Origin of the sequence: Rhizobium sp. CF142, assembly GCF_000281145.1 — a bacterium.
In the GTDB taxonomy this organism is placed as follows: Bacteria; Pseudomonadota; Alphaproteobacteria; order Rhizobiales; family Rhizobiaceae; genus Rhizobium.
Window position 1 is genome coordinate 1 of the sequence record NZ_AJWE01000011.1, and the last position, 17,723, is coordinate 17,723.

At 60.6% G+C, this 17,723-nt stretch carries 15 protein-coding genes; 2 read left to right on the top strand and 13 right to left on the bottom strand.

The window, feature by feature from the left end:
- The 12 genes from PMI11_RS03140 to PMI11_RS03195 all read right to left on the bottom strand — a co-directional run.
- Positions 1-490, bottom strand: a 490-nt coding sequence (locus PMI11_RS03140; protein ID WP_007813214.1) for an amidase family protein, incomplete at its 3' end; no start/stop codon positions are given.
- A gap of 36 nt (positions 491-526) precedes the next feature.
- On the bottom strand, positions 527-1,390 hold the full coding sequence (locus tag PMI11_RS03145; RefSeq protein ID WP_007813215.1) for an ABC transporter permease: 864 nt from the start codon (positions 1,388-1,390) through the stop codon (positions 527-529).
- Positions 1,390-2,337: an ABC transporter permease gene (locus tag PMI11_RS03150; RefSeq protein WP_007813222.1), complete on the bottom strand. Its 948-nt coding sequence runs from the start codon at positions 2,335-2,337 to the stop codon at positions 1,390-1,392. Before PMI11_RS03150 ends, PMI11_RS03145 begins: the two co-directional genes overlap by 1 nt.
- A 43-nt stretch (positions 2,338-2,380) precedes the next feature.
- The gene (locus PMI11_RS03155; RefSeq protein ID WP_007813224.1) at positions 2,381-3,910 is read right to left on the bottom strand and encodes an ABC transporter substrate-binding protein; all 1,530 of its coding nucleotides are present in this window, start codon (positions 3,908-3,910) and stop codon (positions 2,381-2,383) included.
- A gap of 150 nt (positions 3,911-4,060) precedes the next feature.
- A complete protein-coding gene (locus PMI11_RS03160; protein ID WP_007813226.1) occupies positions 4,061-4,993 on the bottom strand; it encodes a LysR family transcriptional regulator in 933 nt (310 codons plus the stop codon).
- A gap of 44 nt (positions 4,994-5,037) precedes the next feature.
- Complete coding sequence (locus PMI11_RS03165) at positions 5,038-6,033, bottom strand: P1 family peptidase (RefSeq protein ID WP_007813228.1); 996 nt, start codon at positions 6,031-6,033, stop codon at positions 5,038-5,040.
- Between the two features lie 138 nt (positions 6,034-6,171).
- Complete coding sequence (locus PMI11_RS03170; protein ID WP_007813230.1) at positions 6,172-6,366, bottom strand: hypothetical protein; 195 nt, start codon at positions 6,364-6,366, stop codon at positions 6,172-6,174.
- Positions 6,367-6,887: 521 nt separating this feature from the next.
- Positions 6,888-9,815, bottom strand: coding sequence for an aminotransferase (locus tag PMI11_RS03175; RefSeq protein WP_007813232.1), 2,928 nt, complete (start codon positions 9,813-9,815; stop codon positions 6,888-6,890).
- Positions 9,816-9,921: 106 nt separating this feature from the next.
- Positions 9,922-10,806: a formyltetrahydrofolate deformylase gene (purU, locus tag PMI11_RS03180; protein WP_007813234.1), complete on the bottom strand. Its 885-nt coding sequence runs from the start codon at positions 10,804-10,806 to the stop codon at positions 9,922-9,924.
- 214 nt (positions 10,807-11,020) lie between these two features.
- On the bottom strand, positions 11,021-12,037 hold the full coding sequence (locus PMI11_RS03185; RefSeq protein WP_007813236.1) for an acyltransferase family protein: 1,017 nt from the start codon (positions 12,035-12,037) through the stop codon (positions 11,021-11,023).
- Between the two features lie 54 nt (positions 12,038-12,091).
- Complete coding sequence (locus tag PMI11_RS03190) at positions 12,092-13,363, bottom strand: hypothetical protein (protein ID WP_007813238.1); 1,272 nt, start codon at positions 13,361-13,363, stop codon at positions 12,092-12,094.
- A gap of 1 nt (position 13,364) precedes the next feature.
- The gene (locus PMI11_RS03195; protein ID WP_007813241.1) at positions 13,365-14,420 is read right to left on the bottom strand and encodes a glycoside hydrolase family 5 protein; all 1,056 of its coding nucleotides are present in this window, start codon (positions 14,418-14,420) and stop codon (positions 13,365-13,367) included.
- A gap of 130 nt (positions 14,421-14,550) precedes the next feature.
- Between PMI11_RS03195 and PMI11_RS03200 the strand changes: the two genes are divergently transcribed.
- Together PMI11_RS03200 and PMI11_RS03205 are read left to right on the top strand one after the other, a co-directional pair.
- The gene (locus PMI11_RS03200; RefSeq protein WP_007813242.1) at positions 14,551-16,173 is read left to right on the top strand and encodes a GumC family protein; all 1,623 of its coding nucleotides are present in this window, start codon (positions 14,551-14,553) and stop codon (positions 16,171-16,173) included.
- 70 nt (positions 16,174-16,243) lie between these two features.
- The gene (locus PMI11_RS03205) at positions 16,244-16,570 is read left to right on the top strand and encodes a hypothetical protein (RefSeq protein ID WP_007813245.1); all 327 of its coding nucleotides are present in this window, start codon (positions 16,244-16,246) and stop codon (positions 16,568-16,570) included.
- 114 nt (positions 16,571-16,684) lie between these two features.
- Here PMI11_RS03205 and PMI11_RS03210 read toward each other — a convergent pair whose 3' ends face one another.
- Positions 16,685-17,509, bottom strand: a complete 825-nt coding sequence (locus tag PMI11_RS03210; RefSeq protein ID WP_007813247.1) for a hypothetical protein — start codon at positions 17,507-17,509, stop codon at positions 16,685-16,687.
- Between the last annotated feature and the right edge of the window lie 214 nt (positions 17,510-17,723).

Here is a 17,723-nt window from a genome sequence, read left to right on the forward strand (position 1 = left end):
CAGCGGCTGCCGCCGAGGCGCCAGCGCTCGAACCGCCGGGGTTTTGCGTAATGTCCCAAGGATTGCGGCTCAGATGATGGAAGCTGGAAAGGCCCGACGAGAGCATGCCGTAGTCGGGGCAGGTCGTCTTGGCGAAGATGATTGCGCCGTCCTCCCGCAGACGAGCCGCCGCCGGGGCATCCGCTTCCGCGGGCTTCAGTTCGATCGCTTTCGTGCCGAGCGGCACCGGCTGGCCCTTGGTCGCGATCAGTTCTTTCAGCGTGACCGGGATGCCGTCCAGAGGACCGAGTGTTCCGCCCTTCATCCAGCGTTCGCTCGATGCCTTCGCCTGCTCGCGCGCCGCCTGCGGATCGTAGAGATAAAGCGCTGCGATCGAAGGTTCCCAGGCGTCGATATGCCTTTCGAGGGCAAGCCAGTATTCGAGCGGCGAGAGGCTTTTGTCAGTGAAGTGCTGCCGGAGCTCGCGAATGGTGAAATCGGTATCTAGCATGGTCTGGTCTTTCGGGCGTTTTGTCTTGGGAGGACATCAGCGGCTCGCTTCGCGCGGGTCGAAAAGGTCGCGCAGCCCGTCACCCAGCACATTGAAGCCGAAGACGGTGAGCGCGATCGCAAGGCCGGGCAGGATCGCCAGCCAGGGGGCCAGCGAAAGGAAGGTCTGGGCATCCGCCAGCATTCGCCCCCAGGTCGGTGCCGGCGGCGCCATGCCGAGACCGAGGAAGGAAAGGCCGGCCTCGGTAAGAATCGCCAAGCCGAGCTGGATCGCCGCATGCACGATGATCTGGCTGATGATGTTCGGCAGCACATGTCTGACCGAGATGGTGAAGCGGCTGTTGCCGATCGCCTGCGCCGCCAGCACATAATCGCGGCTCCAGGCTTGCAGGGAGGTGGCGAGCGTCACGCGGGCAAAGACGGGGACCATGAAGACCGCGATTGCCGTGATGGCGGTAAAGCGCCCTGGTCCCAGAAAGGCGCCGAGGATCATGGCCGAAAGGATCGGCGGCAGCGCAAAGACAACATCGCAGGCGCGCATCGTCAGCGTCTCGTAAGGGCCGCGGATCGCAGCCGCGGAAATGCCGGCGATCGAGCCGAGTGTGCCGCCGATGGCAACCGCACTGACGGCGATGGAGAGCGAATTCCAGCATCCGACCATCAGCATGGAGAGCACGTCGCGGCCGAACTGGTCCGTGCCGAGCAGACCGAAGGCCAGCGGCGGCTGCAGCTTGTGAATGATCTGCATCTTTGCTGGCGGCAGCGGCGTCCAGAAGAGCGATAGCAGAGCGATTGCGACCAGAAAGCCAACGATCACGGCTCCGGCGACCAGATTCTTTCGCCGGCTAAGCCTGAAGCTTCTGCGGCGCGGAATGATGGCGGAAGAGACGATGGGGGCCATCATGCCGCCTTTCGCATGCGCGGGTCGATCACGAGATAGGAGAGGTCGACGATGAAATTCATGACGATGACGAGACCGGCGAAGAATAGGACCACATCCTGCATCACGATGATATCGCGCTGTGACAGCGCCTGAAAGGCAAGCCGGCCAAGCCCCGGCAGGTTGAAGACGTTTTCGACCAGCACCGCGCCGGCGACGAGAAAGGTGAATTGCAGTCCGAGGATGGTCATGATCGGCACCAGCGCATTCGGCACGATATGCCGCCAGAGCACGGTGCTGCGCGACAATCCTTTGGCGACAGCCGTGCGGGCAAAATCCTCATGCATTGTGTCGAGCACGGCAGATCGTGTCACGCGCGTCAGCACTCCGGCCTGCGGCAGAGCCAGCGCTACGGCTGGCATCAGCAGCGCCTGCAATGCAGGCAGAAGCCCGGCGCCCCATCCCGGAAAACCGCCTGCCGGCATCAGCCCGAGCGTGGTGGAAAACAGGATGATGAGCAGCAGTGCCACCCAGAAGGCCGGCACCGCAATACTGACCTGCGAGAACACCGTGGCAACTGCATCGACGATGCCGCCGCGCCGCGCCGCAGCCAGCACGCCGAGTGGCAATGCGATCAGCACCGAGAGCACGATGGCGATCAGCGCGAGCGGCAGCGTCACGGCCAGCCGCTCGACGATCAGACCGGCGACCGGAACGCCATAGGTATAGGATTGGCCGAGATTGCCGGAGAAGACACCGGCAAGCCATTGGCCGTAACGAAACAGAAGCGGCTGGTCGAGGCCGAGCTCGTGGCGCAACGCCGCCAGTGTCTCCGGGCTCGCCGAGGTGCCGAGCATGATCGAGGCGGGATCGCCCGGCAGCAGATCCATGACGGCGAAGATCACCAGCGATACGACGAGAAGAGTGATGACGAGGCCGGTGAGGCGGCGGGAAAGCAGTGCGATCATAATGTCTTCATCACCCCGTCAGTCGCTGCCCGCACTCGGTTGTTCAATCTTCCCAGGAAACGTTGCGGAGAACGTTGGACGGGATCGGCTCGTTCTCCCACAGGCCCTTCAGCTTCTTGTCCCAGACGCCGAGCTTGGGCATGACGAAGAGGTAGAGCGCCGGCACGTCCTCGGCGAGAATCTTCTGCGCGTCGCCGTAGATCTTGGCCTGTGCGGCCGGATCGGTGGTCTCCTGCACCTTCTTCATGAGATCGTTGAAGGCCGGGTTCTTGTAGTTGAAGTAATAGGGATCGCGCGAATAGATATCGATGTCCATCGGCTCGGCATGAGCGACGATGGTCATGTCGTAGTCGCGGCTGGTCATCACATCCTTCACCCATTTCGCCGGGAATTCCGTGGGCTCGATATTCATCGTCACGCCGATCTCGGCAAACATCGCCTGCATCACCTGCGCGCTGCGTGGAGCATAGGCCATCTGCGGCGATTTGATCGTGAAGGTGAAACCGTTGGGATAACCGGCCTCCGCAAGCAGTGCCTTCGCCTTTTCGACATTGTAGGGCAATACGCCTGTCGCGTCCTGATAGCCCGGATCATTCGGCGTATAGTGGCTGCCGATCGCCGTGCCGAGGCCGGACCATGCACCGTCGATGACGGTCTGGCGGTCGATCGCCATCATCAGGGCCTGACGCACGCGTTTGTCGTCGAAAGGCTTGCGGGCATTGTTCATGCCGGCGACGACCTTGAGCTCTGTATTGCCGACCTTGGTCGTCAGACGCGCGTCGCCATCGAAGGCGCTCATCAGCTCCGGTGCAGCAAATTCCGGAAAGGCGTCGAGATCGCCGGATTTCAGGGCGGCCGCCTGCGCCTGCGGATCGTTGATGAAACGGAAGGTCACCTTGTCGAGCTTGGCGCTACCCTCCTTGTTCCAGTAGTCGGCATTCTTGACCATTTCCACGTGGTCGCCCTTGGTCCAGGTGGAGAATTTGAACGGGCCGGTACCGACAGGCGTCGTCTTGTCGTCCGCTGCAGACTTCGGTCCGACCATGACGGAGGCCGGCCAGCCGAGCCAGTAGATCAGGCTGCCGGTCGGGCTGGAAAGATGCAGCACCAGCGTTTCGGTGTCAGGCGTATCGATCGAGGCAATCGAGGCGAAGAAGCGCTTCTGCGGATTGACGGAATCCTTGCCGCGGGCGCGGTCGAGGGCAAACTTGGCAGCAGCCGAATCGAAGGCCTCGCCGTCGTGGAATTTGACGCCGCTCTGCAGCTTGAACGTATAGGTCAAGCCATCAGGGGAAATTTCCCAGCTCTTGGCGAGCTGCGGCTGCACCTTGCCGGTCTCGTCGATGCTAACCAGCCCTTCGAAGATGTTCTGCCAGGTCACCTGACCGATGGCGACAGGTGCGGCGATCGTCGGGTCGAGTCCAGCAGGCTCGACGCTCATGCCGAGATTGAGTGTAGTCTTGGCGGCTTCAGCGGGCGTCAGCGCCATCATCACGATGCCGGCGGAAAGCGCCACACCCATGGAAAGACGCCGCATGAGACGCGCCGACGGCGCGAGCGAAACCTTGATCATCCTGTTCCCCTGTTTGGTTCCGCTGCTTGGCGGATCCCTTTTGCGAGTAGAGTGACACTACGGCAGTGCACACACAATGACGATTTTGTGTGCTCAGCGTAGCCGAAAAAGCTACACCGCACTTCTTGCCTTGATGCAAGTCCGCGAGTTCTACTCTTTGCTGTCGGTTTTGCTGGTAGTTTGGCGGTTCGCTCGCTCACGCATGAAGCGTTCGATGAAATCGAGAAGCTTCGTTGCGGCAAAGGAAAGCTGTCGATCGGGCGCCACGCAGAGATCGACATGCGTGCGGATGCTGGTCTTGCCGGCAAGGGGAATGGCGCAGAGCTGCTCGGCCTCGATCTCGCGGCGAACGGTCAGCGCCGGCAGCAGCGTCACCGCCGCATTGCTCAACACCAGTTCCTTGAGCATCTCCAGCGAACTTGTCACGAAAACCGGATCGAGGCTGAGCCCTTCCTTCTCGAAGAGCGCGTCGAAGGCTTGGCGAAAACCAAAGGATTGATCGGGCAGAGCCAGCGCGTAATCGGCCAATTCCTTCAGGGGAATATCCGGACGCGCCGCTGCTGGATGGCTCGGCGAGGTGATGAGGTCGTATGCAATTTCCGAACGCAGCCGCACCTTGGTACCGGACATCGGCGGCGCAAACAGGGTCACCGCAATATCGGCTTCCGCGCTGTTGACGGCTTCGATTGCCGCCCGTGCGCTGGTGATCGTCACCGCAAAGCGCAGCTTGGGATATTTCAGGCTGAATTCGGCCAGCGCAGGCGCAAGCAGATTGGCGACGGTCGCCCCGTTCGCGTAAATGTTGACACGGCCGCGCTGCAGGCCCTTCAGGTCTTCGATCAGCTGCTGCACATGGTCGAGCTCGCGCAGCGTGCGGCCTGCGCGGGCTGCCAAGAGCTCGCCGGCAGCCGTCAGCTTCACACCGCGGGCACTGCGTTCGACCAGGGGCGCGCCGAAATGGTATTCGAGGTTCTCGATCTGCCGGCTGATCGCCGTCGGGGCGACATTCAGGTTTTCGGCCGCCTGGCGCATGGAGTTGGTTCGCACCAGCTCGTCGAAATACATCAGCGCCCGAATCTGCATTTACCCGTTCTCCGCCATCAGGCTCTTTCATCTAATCTAGGCAATCAGCGCCCGGCCGCATAGCGGTCGCGCCATGCCGGCAGCGCGTCCGGCACCGGAAGAGTCGTGGCCTCGTAGACGCCGCGGGCGATCGCCCGCGCCATGACGATCCCGGCGAGATGGCACAATTCCATCAGGCTTGCCATGTCGTTGCGCTTGTGTTTGCCGGTCGAAGCCGCAAAAATCGTATCGCCATCGAGCGGCAGGTGGGCGGGCAGCACCGCACGCGCCAGCCCGTCATGGGCGGCGATGGAAAGCCGGTGCGCTTCCGCCTTGATCAGCGATGCATCGGTGACGATGGCGCCGATCGTCGTGGCCGTTGTCTTCACGCCCTTCAGCCGCAGGCTGTGGTCCATCAGGCTGGGCAAGCCGAGCCCGCCGAATTCTGCATTCTGTTCGAAAGGGGCGGCCCAGAAATGCGGGCCTTCGCCAATTGTCGCCGTACCGACGGCATTGACGGCGACGATGGCCGCGATGCGATGCCCGGCGCTGCTGACCGCACTTGCCGAGCCGAGCCCGCCCTTGAAGGTCGCGGTCGTTGCCCCCGTGCCGGCACCAACAGTGCCGAGATCGAACGCCCCTTTGCGGGCGGCTTTCACGGCCTCATAGCCCATCTCGCGATAGGGCGAATGCACGCCCCAGTCCTTGTCGCCGCCATTCAGCAGATCCATCAGGATCGCCTGCGGCACGATCGGAATGCGAACCGGGCCGACCTGGAATCCACGTCCCATCTCCCGCAATCCCGCTTGCACGCCGCCCGCCGCGTCGAGACCGAAGGCCGATCCGCCCGACAGCACGAAGGCGTCGACGGCATCGACGACCATGGAAGGGTCGAGCAGCGCTGTGTCGCGTCCGCCCGGCGCACCGCCGAGCACGCTGCCGGAAGCGACTGCCGCTTCATCGAAGACAATGGCCGTGACGCCGGAACCAAGCGAGAGGTCGGTTGCGTGGCCGACGGAGACGCCTTCGATATCGGTGAGGAGGTTGAGAAGATCGGACAAGCGCTGGCTCCTGTCTTGAAGGGAAGCGCGCCGATAGGAAGTCAAATGCGTTTAAAAGACAAGACTGGCAAAAAACAAGACCGGCCCGTTTTGCCAGGCCGGTCGGAAATCCTCTGAGTATTAAAGCCGCGTTCTGCGTCAGGCATGAAGGGGCTTCGGGTGGCGGCGGGTCATCAGATCGTGAATGGCCAGCTTCACCTCGGCGGGCGAGCTGAAATGCTGCTCGTCGAGGTCATGGACATGGAATTTGACGGCGATGAATTTCAGCCGGTCTTCATCCGGAATGACGATCCCGACCGGGATGCCTGCATATTCGATAACTTCTTTTTTCATTACATAGAACTCCTGCCGCGCGGATGCGCTGGCTATGGCGAATTGACTTGTCTGTTACCGTTGAAAGGGGACGAACGTCACATTCGACAGTTCGGGCGGGAGAGGGCGCCCGGACGGTCATTGCCAAGCACAGATCGCCCAAGGACTCTGGCGAGAATTGCGAAATCGATCATGTCTCGTTCCTTGTTTTGGCGTTGCACTTGCGTGGTCCCGGTAGAGCCCGGGGCCGGTGAAAGACCATCTCTTTAGTCTACTAACTTAGTAGAGAATAGCCGATGGCCTATAAGAAACATATTCCGAAACGTGTCAAAATATCGGCGATCCGAAAAATTTAATTCCATCACATTTCGATTTGCAGGAAGAATTCTATCACGCCTTCGTGCAATCAATGTGACGGTTCGAGACGCCTCGAAATCGCCGAGGCAGACATAGGGAGCCGATCTGATTCCGGCAATGGGATGTTCCGTTAAAAATCGGCAAGCCGCGAAAAGACCGAATTCGTTAATGGCCGAAATCCCCGCCTACCAGCCTTCCCGAAGCAGCTTTTCCAGCATGTCGACGAAGAAATCGGCGCTTTGTTCGGTCAGGCAGAGCGGCGGCTTGATCTTCAACACGTTCAGGTGATCACCCGTCGGCTGCATGATGACGCCGAGTTCCAGCAGCCGGTCGCAGATCGCCGCCGTCTCCTCGGTCGCCGGCTCCAGCGTCACTCTGTCGCGCACGAATTCGAGGCCGAGATAGAGGCCCATGCCGTGCACGGCGCCCACAATCGGATAGCTGTCGATGAGTGCCGCCAGCCGCGCCTTCAGATGGTCGCCCACCTCCCGGGCGTTGTCCTGCAGGCGCTCCTCGGCCATGACATCGAGAACCGTCATGCCGGCAACGCAGCTGACCGGGCTGCCGCCGGCCGAGGAGAAGAAATAACCTTCCTTCTCCAGCGAAGCGGCGATCTCCTTCGTCGTGATGACGGCGCCGAGCGGATGGCCGTCACCCATGCCCTTGGCGATGGTGATGATATCGGGCACGACGCCTTGCTGCTCGAAACCCCAGAAATAATGGCCGAGCCGCCCGTAGCCCACCTGCACTTCGTCGGCGATGCAGAGGCCGCCGCGCTCCCGCACCTGCCGGTAGACCTCCGTCAGATAGCCGTCGGGCAGTGGAATGCCGCCGGCATTGCCATAGACCGATTCGGCAATGAAGCCGGCAAGCCCTTCGCCCTTGGCATCGATGGCCTCGAGCACCGGTGTGACGGTGCCGAGATATTCCGCCGTCGACTCAGGCCCGCGGAACTGGCCGCGATAGGTATTAGGCGAGACGACGGCGTGAACCCAGTCCGGCCTTGTCGTCAACGCCTGCGGATTGTCGGCGATAGAAGTGGAGACCGCGTCGCTTGCCACCGACCAGCCGTGATAGCCCTCCAGCAGGCAGACCATGTTGCGTCGGCCGCTATGCGCCCAGGCAAGCCGCAGCGCCAGATCGTTGGCTTCGGAGCCGCTGTTGACCAGGAATACGGCATCCATGCCGTCGGGCGCCAGCGATGTAAGGCTCTCGGAGAATTCTGCGACGGCGGCATAGTGGAAGCGCGAATTGGTGTTCAGCATCAGCCATTGCTGGCCGATCGCTTCCGCCATGCGCGGATGACCATGGCCTAGGATCGTGACATTGTTGACCATGTCGAGATAGGCGCGACCCTCGATATCGAAGAGATGCTCCTTCCAGCCGCGCTCGATCTGCGGCGGGTGCGCGTAATAATTCTTCTGCGGACTGGCGAAATGTGCCTGCCGCAGCTCGAGAAGCGCTGCCGTTTCGGGTTTTGGCGCATCGGCACCCGGCCCGAGCAGCACCGAAGGCGAGGGGCAGAGCGCGGACCACGCCTCGGTTTGTTGCGGTGTCGAAAAGAGTGGCGGCTCGAAGCCGGCGATGCCGCAAAGCTGCAGGCGCAATCCGCCGAGTGAGGACGTCTCGCCGGAGACCGTGCCGAGCCCCTGACCGGCGGCGACCTCACTGCCGTCCTCGACTGAAAGTTCGATGCCGTCGATATGCAGCTTCATATCGGCGCCTGTGAGGACCAGATGCTGGTCGTACCAGGTGATCCGACCGGCAAAGGGCGCGGCAACGACGCTGCCCGCCGCAAGGCAGATATCCGTATGCAGGGCATAGGTCGCCTGGGCTTTTGCATGGTGCAGGCCGGCGCGGGACAGGCGATATTCGCCGTAACGCGTCGCGGCAGCGCCCATTTCCGCTGCCGCGCGGGCAAGAAGCCGCCAGTCCATGTCGGTCGCCAGCCAGTTGCCATCAGAAAAAAGCGAGCTCTGCACCCCGAGATCGACATAGGCGATGGATGCGGGATCGATCTCCGGCAGGAGCCGCTGCCAGTCTGCCGTATTGACACCGGCAATATCGAGACCGGCCGCTTTCAGGATAGCCGCTTCCATCAGTTCGAACGGTACGGACATCGCCGTATCGAAGATGCGCCGTTCGCCCTCCAGATTTCCTCTGACATAGTCATTATCGGGATCGATCGCGATCTGCTGCTCGCTGCTAGCGACGAGGATGACGGCGCGCGTCACGATGAGCGGCCAGAGCGCCTTCAGCTCGTCATCCATCAACGGGTAAATCTCGTGATAGGCTTTCACCGCCGGCAGGATGTAAAAGGGATCGCCATCTGCCTGGTGCAGCAGCGAGGCGCAGGTCACGGCTAGGTCGCCGACCAGCCAGCCGCGGATGATGTCGCCGAAATCGATCACGCCGTCGGGAACGGGCCGCCCATGCACATCAGGGCGGCTGACGACATTATCACCGGTCACGTCGTGATGAACCGCCTGAAGCCGCAGCGACGGCGCAAGCGGCTGGATGCGGCGCACAGCCATGACCATCGTCTTGGCGATCCTGTCGCGCGCGGCGCTGTCGGTAATGGAGGAAAGCAGTTGCACGGCCACGGGTCCGGCGCGGCGCAGGTCCCATTGCAGGCTGCGGTCGAGCCCGGGATGGCTAAAATCGGCAAGCGCCTCAGCCAGTCGCGCGCAGAGCGCACCGAGCGCCGCGACCGAGGCGGGCGCCAGATAGGCGCGGTGGGTCAGGCCTTCGCCTTCGAGATATTCCAGCAAACGGACCTGGTAATCCTGCTCCCGCACGTTGACGGAAACGATCTCCTGCCCCTCGGTGGACGCCATCACGTTTGGAACACGCGGCGCATCCGCCTTGGCGCGTAAATGATGGATCGCCGCATTCTGCGCCTCGAGTTCCTCGGTCGCATAGGCGGCATGGCAGATCTTCAGCACATAGCGGCCGTCTTCCGTGTCGAGCCGGTAGTTGCGGTCCTGCTGGCTGCCGAGTTCGGACAGCGTGCCGGAAAGCCCGTAATGGGAAAGGAGGATATCCGCGGCTTCGGAATCAGTAACATCCGGGCGCGGCAGCGCCATGCGGTCCACAAGCGCTTCCTCGGTCATGGCACCCCTCCGCGGCATGATTCGACTGTCTATTAAAACAGATAATCAGGCACTTGCCGACAAGCAACGGAAGATTGCGCCAGCCGCGGATAGCGGGTTGTTTACCTCAACCCATGCGTTCGGAAGCGTAGCTTCCGGGGCTTGCAGGGAAGACGATGGTGCGGTTGCCGTTCAGGAAAACCCGGCGGTGGATGTGCGCATGGATGGCGCGCGCCAGCACCTGGCTTTCGACATCGCGACCGATCGAGACATAATCGTCAGCGCTCTGCGCATGGGTGATGCGCGCCGTGTCCTGCTCGATGATCGGGCCTTCGTCGAGATCGGCCGTCACGTAATGGGCCGTCGCACCGATCAGCTTCACGCCGCGCTCGTAAGCCTGCTTGTAAGGGTTGGCGCCTTTGAAGCTCGGCAGGAAGGAGTGGTGGATATTGATGATGCGCCCGGACATCTTCTTGCACATGGCATCGGAGAGAACCTGCATGTAGCGGGCAAGCACGATGAGTTCGGTGCCGGTCTGCTCGACGATATCGAGGATCTGCGCTTCAGCCTGCGGCTTGTTTTCCTTCGTTACCTTGATGTGGTGGAAGGGAATGTCGTGGTTGACCACGACCTTCTGGTATTCGAAATGGTTGGAGACGACGCCGACGATATCGATCGGCAAAGCGCCGATCTTCCAGCGGTAGAGCAGGTCGTTGAGACAGTGGCCGAAGCGCGAGACCATCAGAAGCACCTTCAGGCGCTCGCTGCCGTCGTGCACTTCGGCATCCATGCCAAACCGCTCGTAGATCGGCTTGAAGCCTTCCTTGATCTCGGCAAGGGATACACCCTCCTCGGAGATAAAGCTGACGCGCATGAAGAACTTGCCGGTATCGAGGTCGTCGAACTGCGAACTATCGATGATGTTGCAACCCTTTTCGGCGAGATAGGTGGAAATCGCCGCCACGACGCCGCGCGTCGACTTGCAGGTTACCGTCAATACGTAGTCCGTCATGTCCTCTTCCCTCTCTTAAGCCGCCGGGCCGTCCTTAGATCAAACCCCCGGCCGCGAACAGGCCGGCAAGCTTTCATTTCTGCAATAAATTGCAAGCCGAACCTTCATGCCTGCGGCATTTGCTTTCATGGTCGCAAGCTTATGACAGGCCGCGCGGGATTCCGTTCTGCCTGCGCCGTTCGAAATCCCGTCCTCGCCTTCTGATAGTTTGAGGTCAGATGGCCGGCCGGCTGGCGATCCGGACTTTTTTGCGCGGCGTGATGATTTCGTGAATGAGCGCTCCCACGATGGAAGAGAGCAGGAGGCAGAGGATCACGAAGATAACGGGTTGCTGAAGCGCGCCGATCGGAAAACGGTTGGCGATGATTCTGAGGAAAGCCAGCGTGAAGGCATGCGTGATGTAGATCTCGTAGGAGGCGTCGCCGAGATAGTTGAGCCAGCGGACAAAGGGAAGTTTCGAAAAGTCGATGGAAATGGCGCTATAGACGATGAAGATTGCCGGTATGCCCCAGCCATAATAACGGTCCTCGGGCCGCACCAGATCCTCGTTGATGAAGAGGAAGGCGATGCCGACAGCAAGCAAAACCCAGGCCCAGCGCTGTGGCAGCAGAAGCTTCTGGAGATAGAGCCAGCCGAGCGCCGCGCCGGCCAGGAATTCCAGGATGATGGGTTGGCCGTAGAATTTGGTGGCTGTCGTTTCCGGCAGCAGGTGGCAGACGATCAAAATGGCTGCAAAGGCGCCGAACAGGGCCGGCAGCCGATAGTCCTCGCGGATCGGCAATAGCAGCGCGAAGACGAAATAGAAGAACATCTCATAATTCAGCGTCCAGCCGGGCACGATGACGGGCGCGATCATCGTCGGGTCGACCGGATTGATCCACGGCAGGAACAGCATCGAAGCCATGAGATGCGGGAGATCGAAAGCGGTAGACTTGAGAAGCGACGGTGCGATAAGCGCGACAGCCGCCGAAAATAGCGTCGCCAGCCAGTAGAGCGGCACGATCCTCTTGACGCGCTTGCGGGCGAAATCGACCGGCGTCATGTTTCGTCCGCTTGTCGTCAGCCACATCACGAAGCCGCTGAGCACGAAGAAGATATCGACACCCGTTTCGCCATAGATGAACGAGGTCGCGTCGATGGCGGGATTGACCTTGGCAAGCTGTAGGATCGCGTGGAAATAGACGACCATCAGCGCTGCGATGGCACGCAGATATTGCAGCTGGACAAGCATCTGATGTCTTGCTCCCACAGGCTCTGCGGATCGCCCTTCAGGCAAGCCGCTTCGTCAACTCAGTACATTTGCCGGACGACCCTGCCGGATGCGTGGCGTGTCGCGGAAACGCATGAACCCGATGACAAGCCAGACGAGGCCGGCGATCTTCATCGAGAAGATTGCCGTTCCCCCGATCATCATATTCAGAAAAATGAAAAGAGAAAGTGAATGGGCGCAGCGCCTTTGTGCCGGGCTCGTGCCCGCGGGAAACAGGCAGACGAAGAGCCAGAAGGCGATGACGCCGAAGATCGTTGCGCCGTAGACGAGATAGACATAGCCGCTATCGGCGAATTCGGCGACTTTATCGACAGAAAGCCCGAGGATTGCCAGCGGATCGAGATCCATCAGTTTTTTCATCGTCAGATTGATGCGCCCGGTGAAATTGTCGCCGATCGCGGTGGGGTCCTTGATGTAGACAAGGAAGCCGGCGCAAACGATGAGCGGCATCAGCGCCAAATTGAAAGCCTTGGGGATTCTCGGAAAGACGAAATAGCCGCCGATACAGCAGATGCAGAAGATGAGCATCGTCCGGGTATCGTTGGTCGTGAGGATCAGCAGCGCTGTCGCAATGGCCAGCGACCGGTCGATCCGTGTCAGCCGATCCCACATCGAAATAAGGTAGATCGCGATGACGCCGCAGAAATTGGCAAGCGACACCTGCTCCAGGAAGATCGAGGACGAACGGTGATCGATGATGCCGAAGGAGAAGCGGCCGGGAAAGCCGAGTGCATTCTGGAACAGGCCGGTCGTGTTGAAGCTGAGAGGCTTCAGCCCGCGCGTATTGGCGAAATAGTCCGAGGGATGCACGATACTGACATAGAAGGGCACGCTGATGATCTCGAAGATCAGGAAAAGCAGCACCATGAAACAGGCCACGCGGAAGATCAGCTTCAGCGTCCGCTCGTTGCACCAGCCTCCAAGCCCCGTGAAGCAGAAGATGATCAGTACGTTGCGAAAATGGTCGATGAAGGCCATGCGGTTGATCGCGCTGACATAGACCGTCACGATCAGCGTGAAGAGCATGAACAGGAAGGCCGGAAGGTCTTCCTCATAGATCCCTTTGTGTAGGATATAGATGATTGCGCTGGCCATGATCAGGCCTTCGCTGGCCGCCACATGCGTCATCGAAAGCGGCATGACGTTGTGGTTTATGAAGGCCAGGATGCCATTGTAGAGAACCGAAAGCAGCCCGAGGATCAGGACAGGGTAATCGAGACGCGAAGCCGGGCTGGCCGCATCGGCAATCGTTTCGAATCTTGTGCTTGTCTCTCCGATTGCTGCCATCTCACTTCCTCGCGGACTTTACCGCTGCGCAGACGGGCGCATGTTTGGGAACCATTTGCTCAAGCAGACGCATTTGCGGGCGCTCGGGCGTGTCACGCGGCTGCACGTTGAAAGGTTCGTTGGCCGGCCACCATTCGCCAGCCGCCCAGTAAGAGAAGCCGATCCACGCATTGCTATTGTCGGACATGGTGGTGAGCATGGTCTTCAGGCCATCGAGGCAATCCGCATTTGCAGACGCGCCAAATTCACCGAGGAAGCCGCGTTTGCCGTTCTTCTTCAGCCAGGTGGTCACATTGATGATGGCATCGGTCGCAGCCTTTGCGCCCTCGCAAGTCTCGTGCGTGCCGGAGGAATCCGCGTCGAGATACTGATGGAATTCATAGGCGTAGAAGTCGAGCGGATCACGCACGCCGAGCATGACAGTTCCGTTCGCGCCGCCGATCACATCGGTTTCCCAGCTTGCAGCTCCGCTCCAGGCCGTACCGGGAACGAGGATGAGATTGCGCGCGCCGACCGCTCGAATGCCGCGGATCGCGGCGTTGGCGGCTTTCAGCCAGTCGGTCGCGGGAATGTCATGCGGCTCGTTCATCAGCCCGAAGAGCACGCCGTCCTGATTGGCAAATTCGACGGAAAGCCGAGCCCAGAAATCGGCAAAGGCTGCATTCGTTGCGGGCTGCTTGCCGACCTGATCCTTGTCGTAATAGCCGAAATTATGCGGATCGAGCAGCACGCTCATCTTGTGTTTGCGAACCAGCGCTACCGTATCCTTCAAGCGCTGTAATTCATCATCCTCGAGCCGCGTGCCGAGCGTCGGCTGCAGCCGTTCCCAGCGGAAGGGCAGGCGGATGATCGTCATGCCTTTCTTGGCGAAATAGCTGATCGTTTCTTCGGTCGGGTAGGTGTAGTTCGTGCCGTAGACGCCGCCGCGCTCGCCGTATTCGCCGCCGGAGAGATTGACGCCGTAATAGCAAAGTGGCGCGTCAGCGGCATGGGCGGTGGACGAAATGGCCATGACGGCGGCAACCAGCAGCCTGTGCAGCAGTCTTTTCCGTTTCATGGCTATCCTCGCGGGTCGCGGCAGGTCGCCACGTCGGCTTCAATGCCGGCATCTTAACGGTCCGTTAGCTAAGAATTTCTAAAGTCGCTCTGTCTCGGCCATCCTTTCCTGCCGGGCGGATGCGGTGTCTATGAATCAGTATGACGGGAACAGGGTGAGCCGCCTGCCTGCCTGGCGCAGTTATGAGTCGTCTCAGCCTGCGCCTGAAGGCACCCGTGCGCGCAGCCCGATCATCCGGCCGACCGATTTCGTTCCGCCTCCACCGGCTCCCGAGCCCGGCCCTCTTCCGGTTCGCCCGGAAGTGTCGGAAAGCCGGCCCGCCGCGCCGCCGCGCCACGATATTCCTGCCGTCCCCGAACCCCCGTCAGCGCCTGAACCCGTGGTCGAGCAGGCACCTGGTGTCGCCGGACCATTGCTGGATATCAGATCCGCAGTGGCTGCTGTCTGGAGCAGGCGCCTGATTATTGCCGGTCTTTGCCTCGTCGGTGCCGCTGCCGGCGCAGTGATCGCGCCTCGCATTCAGCAGAAATTCACCGCCGTTGCCGCCCTCTATTTCGATCCGCGTCAGATCGGTCTTGCTGACAGCGGCTCGCAGAACGCGGCCCCGTCACCGGAAATGATTTCGACGCTGATCGACAGCCAGGTTCAGCTGCTGACCTCGGGCAACGTATTGCGTCGCGTAGCCGACGCCATGAAGCTCGATCAGGATCCGGAATTTACCGGCGGCAGGACGGATGGCGCCGCTATCATCGGCGCTCTTCAGAAGGCCCTGCTGATCACGCGTGAGAATAATACCTATGTGGTCTCGCTTGCCGCGACGACGCACGATCCGGAAAAATCCGCAAAGCTCGCAAACCAGGTCGTCACCTCCTTCATGCAGGAGGAAAGCAGCGCATCGACCGGCCTTTATGAGACCACCTCCTCAGCACTCGGCGGTCGCCTCGACGATCTGCGCCAGAAGGTGCAGGAAGCAGAGCAGGCAGTCGAAACCTTCCGCGCCGACAACGACATGGCGGCGACCGAGGGCAATCTGATCTCCGATCAGCGCCTTTCGTCCCTGAATACGCTGCTCGTAACCGCCCAGGAAAAGACTATCCAGGCCAAGGCCCGCGCCGATGCCGCCGCAGATCTGCGGGTCGAAGATATCGTCGCCGGCAGCCAGACGGATGGCGCGACAGGCACATCGCCGCTCGTCAGCCTGCGGCAGCAATATTCCGCCCAGGCCGCTGTCGTCGGCAGCCTGCAGAGCCAGATGGGCTCGCGTCATCCGCGCCTTCAGGCCGCGCGCTCTTCGCTCGACAGCATCGGGACGGAAATCAGGGGCGAGTTGCAGCGGGTCGCGACCTCGGCAAGAGCCGAATATGAACAGGCCAAGAAGGCCGAAGACGATATCGCCAAGGAACTTGCGGTGCAGAAAGCCCTGCAGGCCACGACATCGGACAAGCAGGTGCAGCTGAACGAACTGCAGCGCAAGGCGACTGCCGCCCGTGAACTCTACGAATCAGTCCTGAAGCGTTCCGGCGAAACCAGCGAAGAGCAGAACCTGAGCCAAAGCAATATCCGCGTCGTTTCGCCCGCTGAAGTTCCTGTCAAGGCGGATGGGCCAAGCAAGAAAGTCATCTTGGTCGCAGGCATGATCGGTGGCTTGCTTGCCGGCTTTGCTGTCGGCGCCGGTTTTGCAATCCTCGCCGGCCTCTTCTCTCATCCCGTCATAAGGAGCTATTTCCGCAAGCCTGCTCGCGCTTCCGCTTGATGGCGACTTCCAATCTTCCTACATCCTGAACATGGGCACTGAACGAAAGACGCCCGTGAAAGAGGTTGTGATGCGGTTCGCTGCGGTTCTCCTGCTATCGCTTGTTGCCGGCGCTTCGGCTGCGCCCGCCTTTGCCATCGATTGGCAGAATTCCGGCAAGCAGGCCGTGCAACCGCTCTATCCCTACAAGGATCTTCCGGGCGTGAAGGCGCAGCCGGACAAGAAGGTGGAGGAGTCGTATGACTGCCACACCGAGACGGTGCAGATCCGCCGCCGCCACGACGAGATCTTCCGCTCCGGCGGCATGCCGACCCTGATGTATGTCTGCGAACGCGACGGTGTGATTTCCATGGACAGCCGCGTGCCGCTGCGCGGCCATTACCAGCCGGTACGGTGAAGGCCGGGGCAGGCTGACGCGATCATATTCGCGTCGCCTGAAGGCGGCAAACGCATGATCATCGCTCAATGACTTGACGGCAATTGCAGACGATCTTTCTGCCGCCTACGATTGTTACCTGGCAGCCTGAAATGCCAGTTGCGGTACTTCGCCACCAAGGATGCGGTCGGCAAAGGACAGATTGGAAAGGCCGTAGCGCTGATACAGCTCGTTATCCTGGTTGGCCCGAAACTCCGCCTGATCAGACGGCGAAGAGAAATATTTCCCTATCAGGAGCGGCAGGCGAACGGTTTTCAGATTTTTTTGCTGGAATACATGCCAGAACAGCGCATCGCCGACCGATCTGATCAGGGATCCGTCGCCAAAGTAGCTCGGATAGTATTTGCCGACCATTTTCGGGCTCCAGAGTGTGGCCGGACCGAAAGTACCGCGCTCACCGGTACCTGATCCAAGTCTCAGGCGTTCGCGTGGTTTCGGAGGCCAGTCCGGCGCAAATTCGGATGCGGTCAGTATCGGCGCTTTGAAAGGTTCATCCAGGTGGGAATTGTCAAAGCAGACCAGCCATTCACCTCCAACCATTCCGGCGGAAGAAGCGCAGGCCGCTCCCACCAGGAGTTCGACGGCATTTGTGGCCAGGCGGTCGTCCATATTGAGGTTCATCACGAACAGTGAATTACTCAACGCCACCGCGGCAGACCAGGCCTCATAGATCGAGAGCGGTTGAGAAAAGACGTAGCAGTCCGCGTCCAGCCATTCGGGCGGCATATCGCCATTGTCGAAAATATAGACGATGCGCACGCCGACACTTTGCTGGCGAAGGTTGATGTAGTGCGACTTCAGCAGTTCCAGCTTGTTGTTTTGACGGTGCCATACCGCACAGAACACGGTGACCAGCGCCGTCTCATTATCACTCTGCGTCCTTGCTTTAATAAAGTGCATGTCGGGCAATTCCTTTCGCGCAAGGTTCGCGCATGGCAGAGGCGGCATTGGTGTTAACCACGAAGGAGATGGCATGAGCCGGGCATTCGCGTCAATTGCCGTGGTTAGAAATCCTGGGGGCCGCCATCCGGTCATCTGAAATCGGCATTTTAACGTGTTCGTTGTGTCGCGAAGAACGCGCGGCGACGGGAAATAAGGAAATTGGATGCAGCAG

Coding starts and splice junctions, on each gene's coding strand:
- PMI11_RS03190 (WP_007813238.1), bottom strand. CDS start 13,363: ATGGCAGCAATCGGAGAGACAAGCACAAGATTCGAAACGATTGCCGAT.
- PMI11_RS03195 (WP_007813241.1), bottom strand. CDS start 14,420: ATGAAACGGAAAAGACTGCTGCACAGGCTGCTGGTTGCCGCCGTCATG.
- PMI11_RS03145 (WP_007813215.1), bottom strand. CDS start 1,390: ATGGCCCCCATCGTCTCTTCCGCCATCATTCCGCGCCGCAGAAGCTTC.
- PMI11_RS03185 (WP_007813236.1), bottom strand. CDS start 12,037: ATGCTTGTCCAGCTGCAATATCTGCGTGCCATCGCAGCGCTGATGGTC.
- PMI11_RS03200 (WP_007813242.1), top strand. CDS start 14,551: ATGAATCAGTATGACGGGAACAGGGTGAGCCGCCTGCCTGCCTGGCGC.
- purU (WP_007813234.1), bottom strand. CDS start 10,806: ATGACGGACTACGTATTGACGGTAACCTGCAAGTCGACGCGCGGCGTC.
- PMI11_RS03205 (WP_007813245.1), top strand. CDS start 16,244: ATGCGGTTCGCTGCGGTTCTCCTGCTATCGCTTGTTGCCGGCGCTTCG.
- PMI11_RS03160 (WP_007813226.1), bottom strand. CDS start 4,993: ATGCAGATTCGGGCGCTGATGTATTTCGACGAGCTGGTGCGAACCAAC.
- PMI11_RS03175 (WP_007813232.1), bottom strand. CDS start 9,815: ATGACCGAGGAAGCGCTTGTGGACCGCATGGCGCTGCCGCGCCCGGAT.
- PMI11_RS03170 (WP_007813230.1), bottom strand. CDS start 6,366: ATGAAAAAAGAAGTTATCGAATATGCAGGCATCCCGGTCGGGATCGTC.
- PMI11_RS03210 (WP_007813247.1), bottom strand. CDS start 17,509: ATGCACTTTATTAAAGCAAGGACGCAGAGTGATAATGAGACGGCGCTG.
- PMI11_RS03155 (WP_007813224.1), bottom strand. CDS start 3,910: ATGATCAAGGTTTCGCTCGCGCCGTCGGCGCGTCTCATGCGGCGTCTT.
- PMI11_RS03150 (WP_007813222.1), bottom strand. CDS start 2,337: ATGATCGCACTGCTTTCCCGCCGCCTCACCGGCCTCGTCATCACTCTT.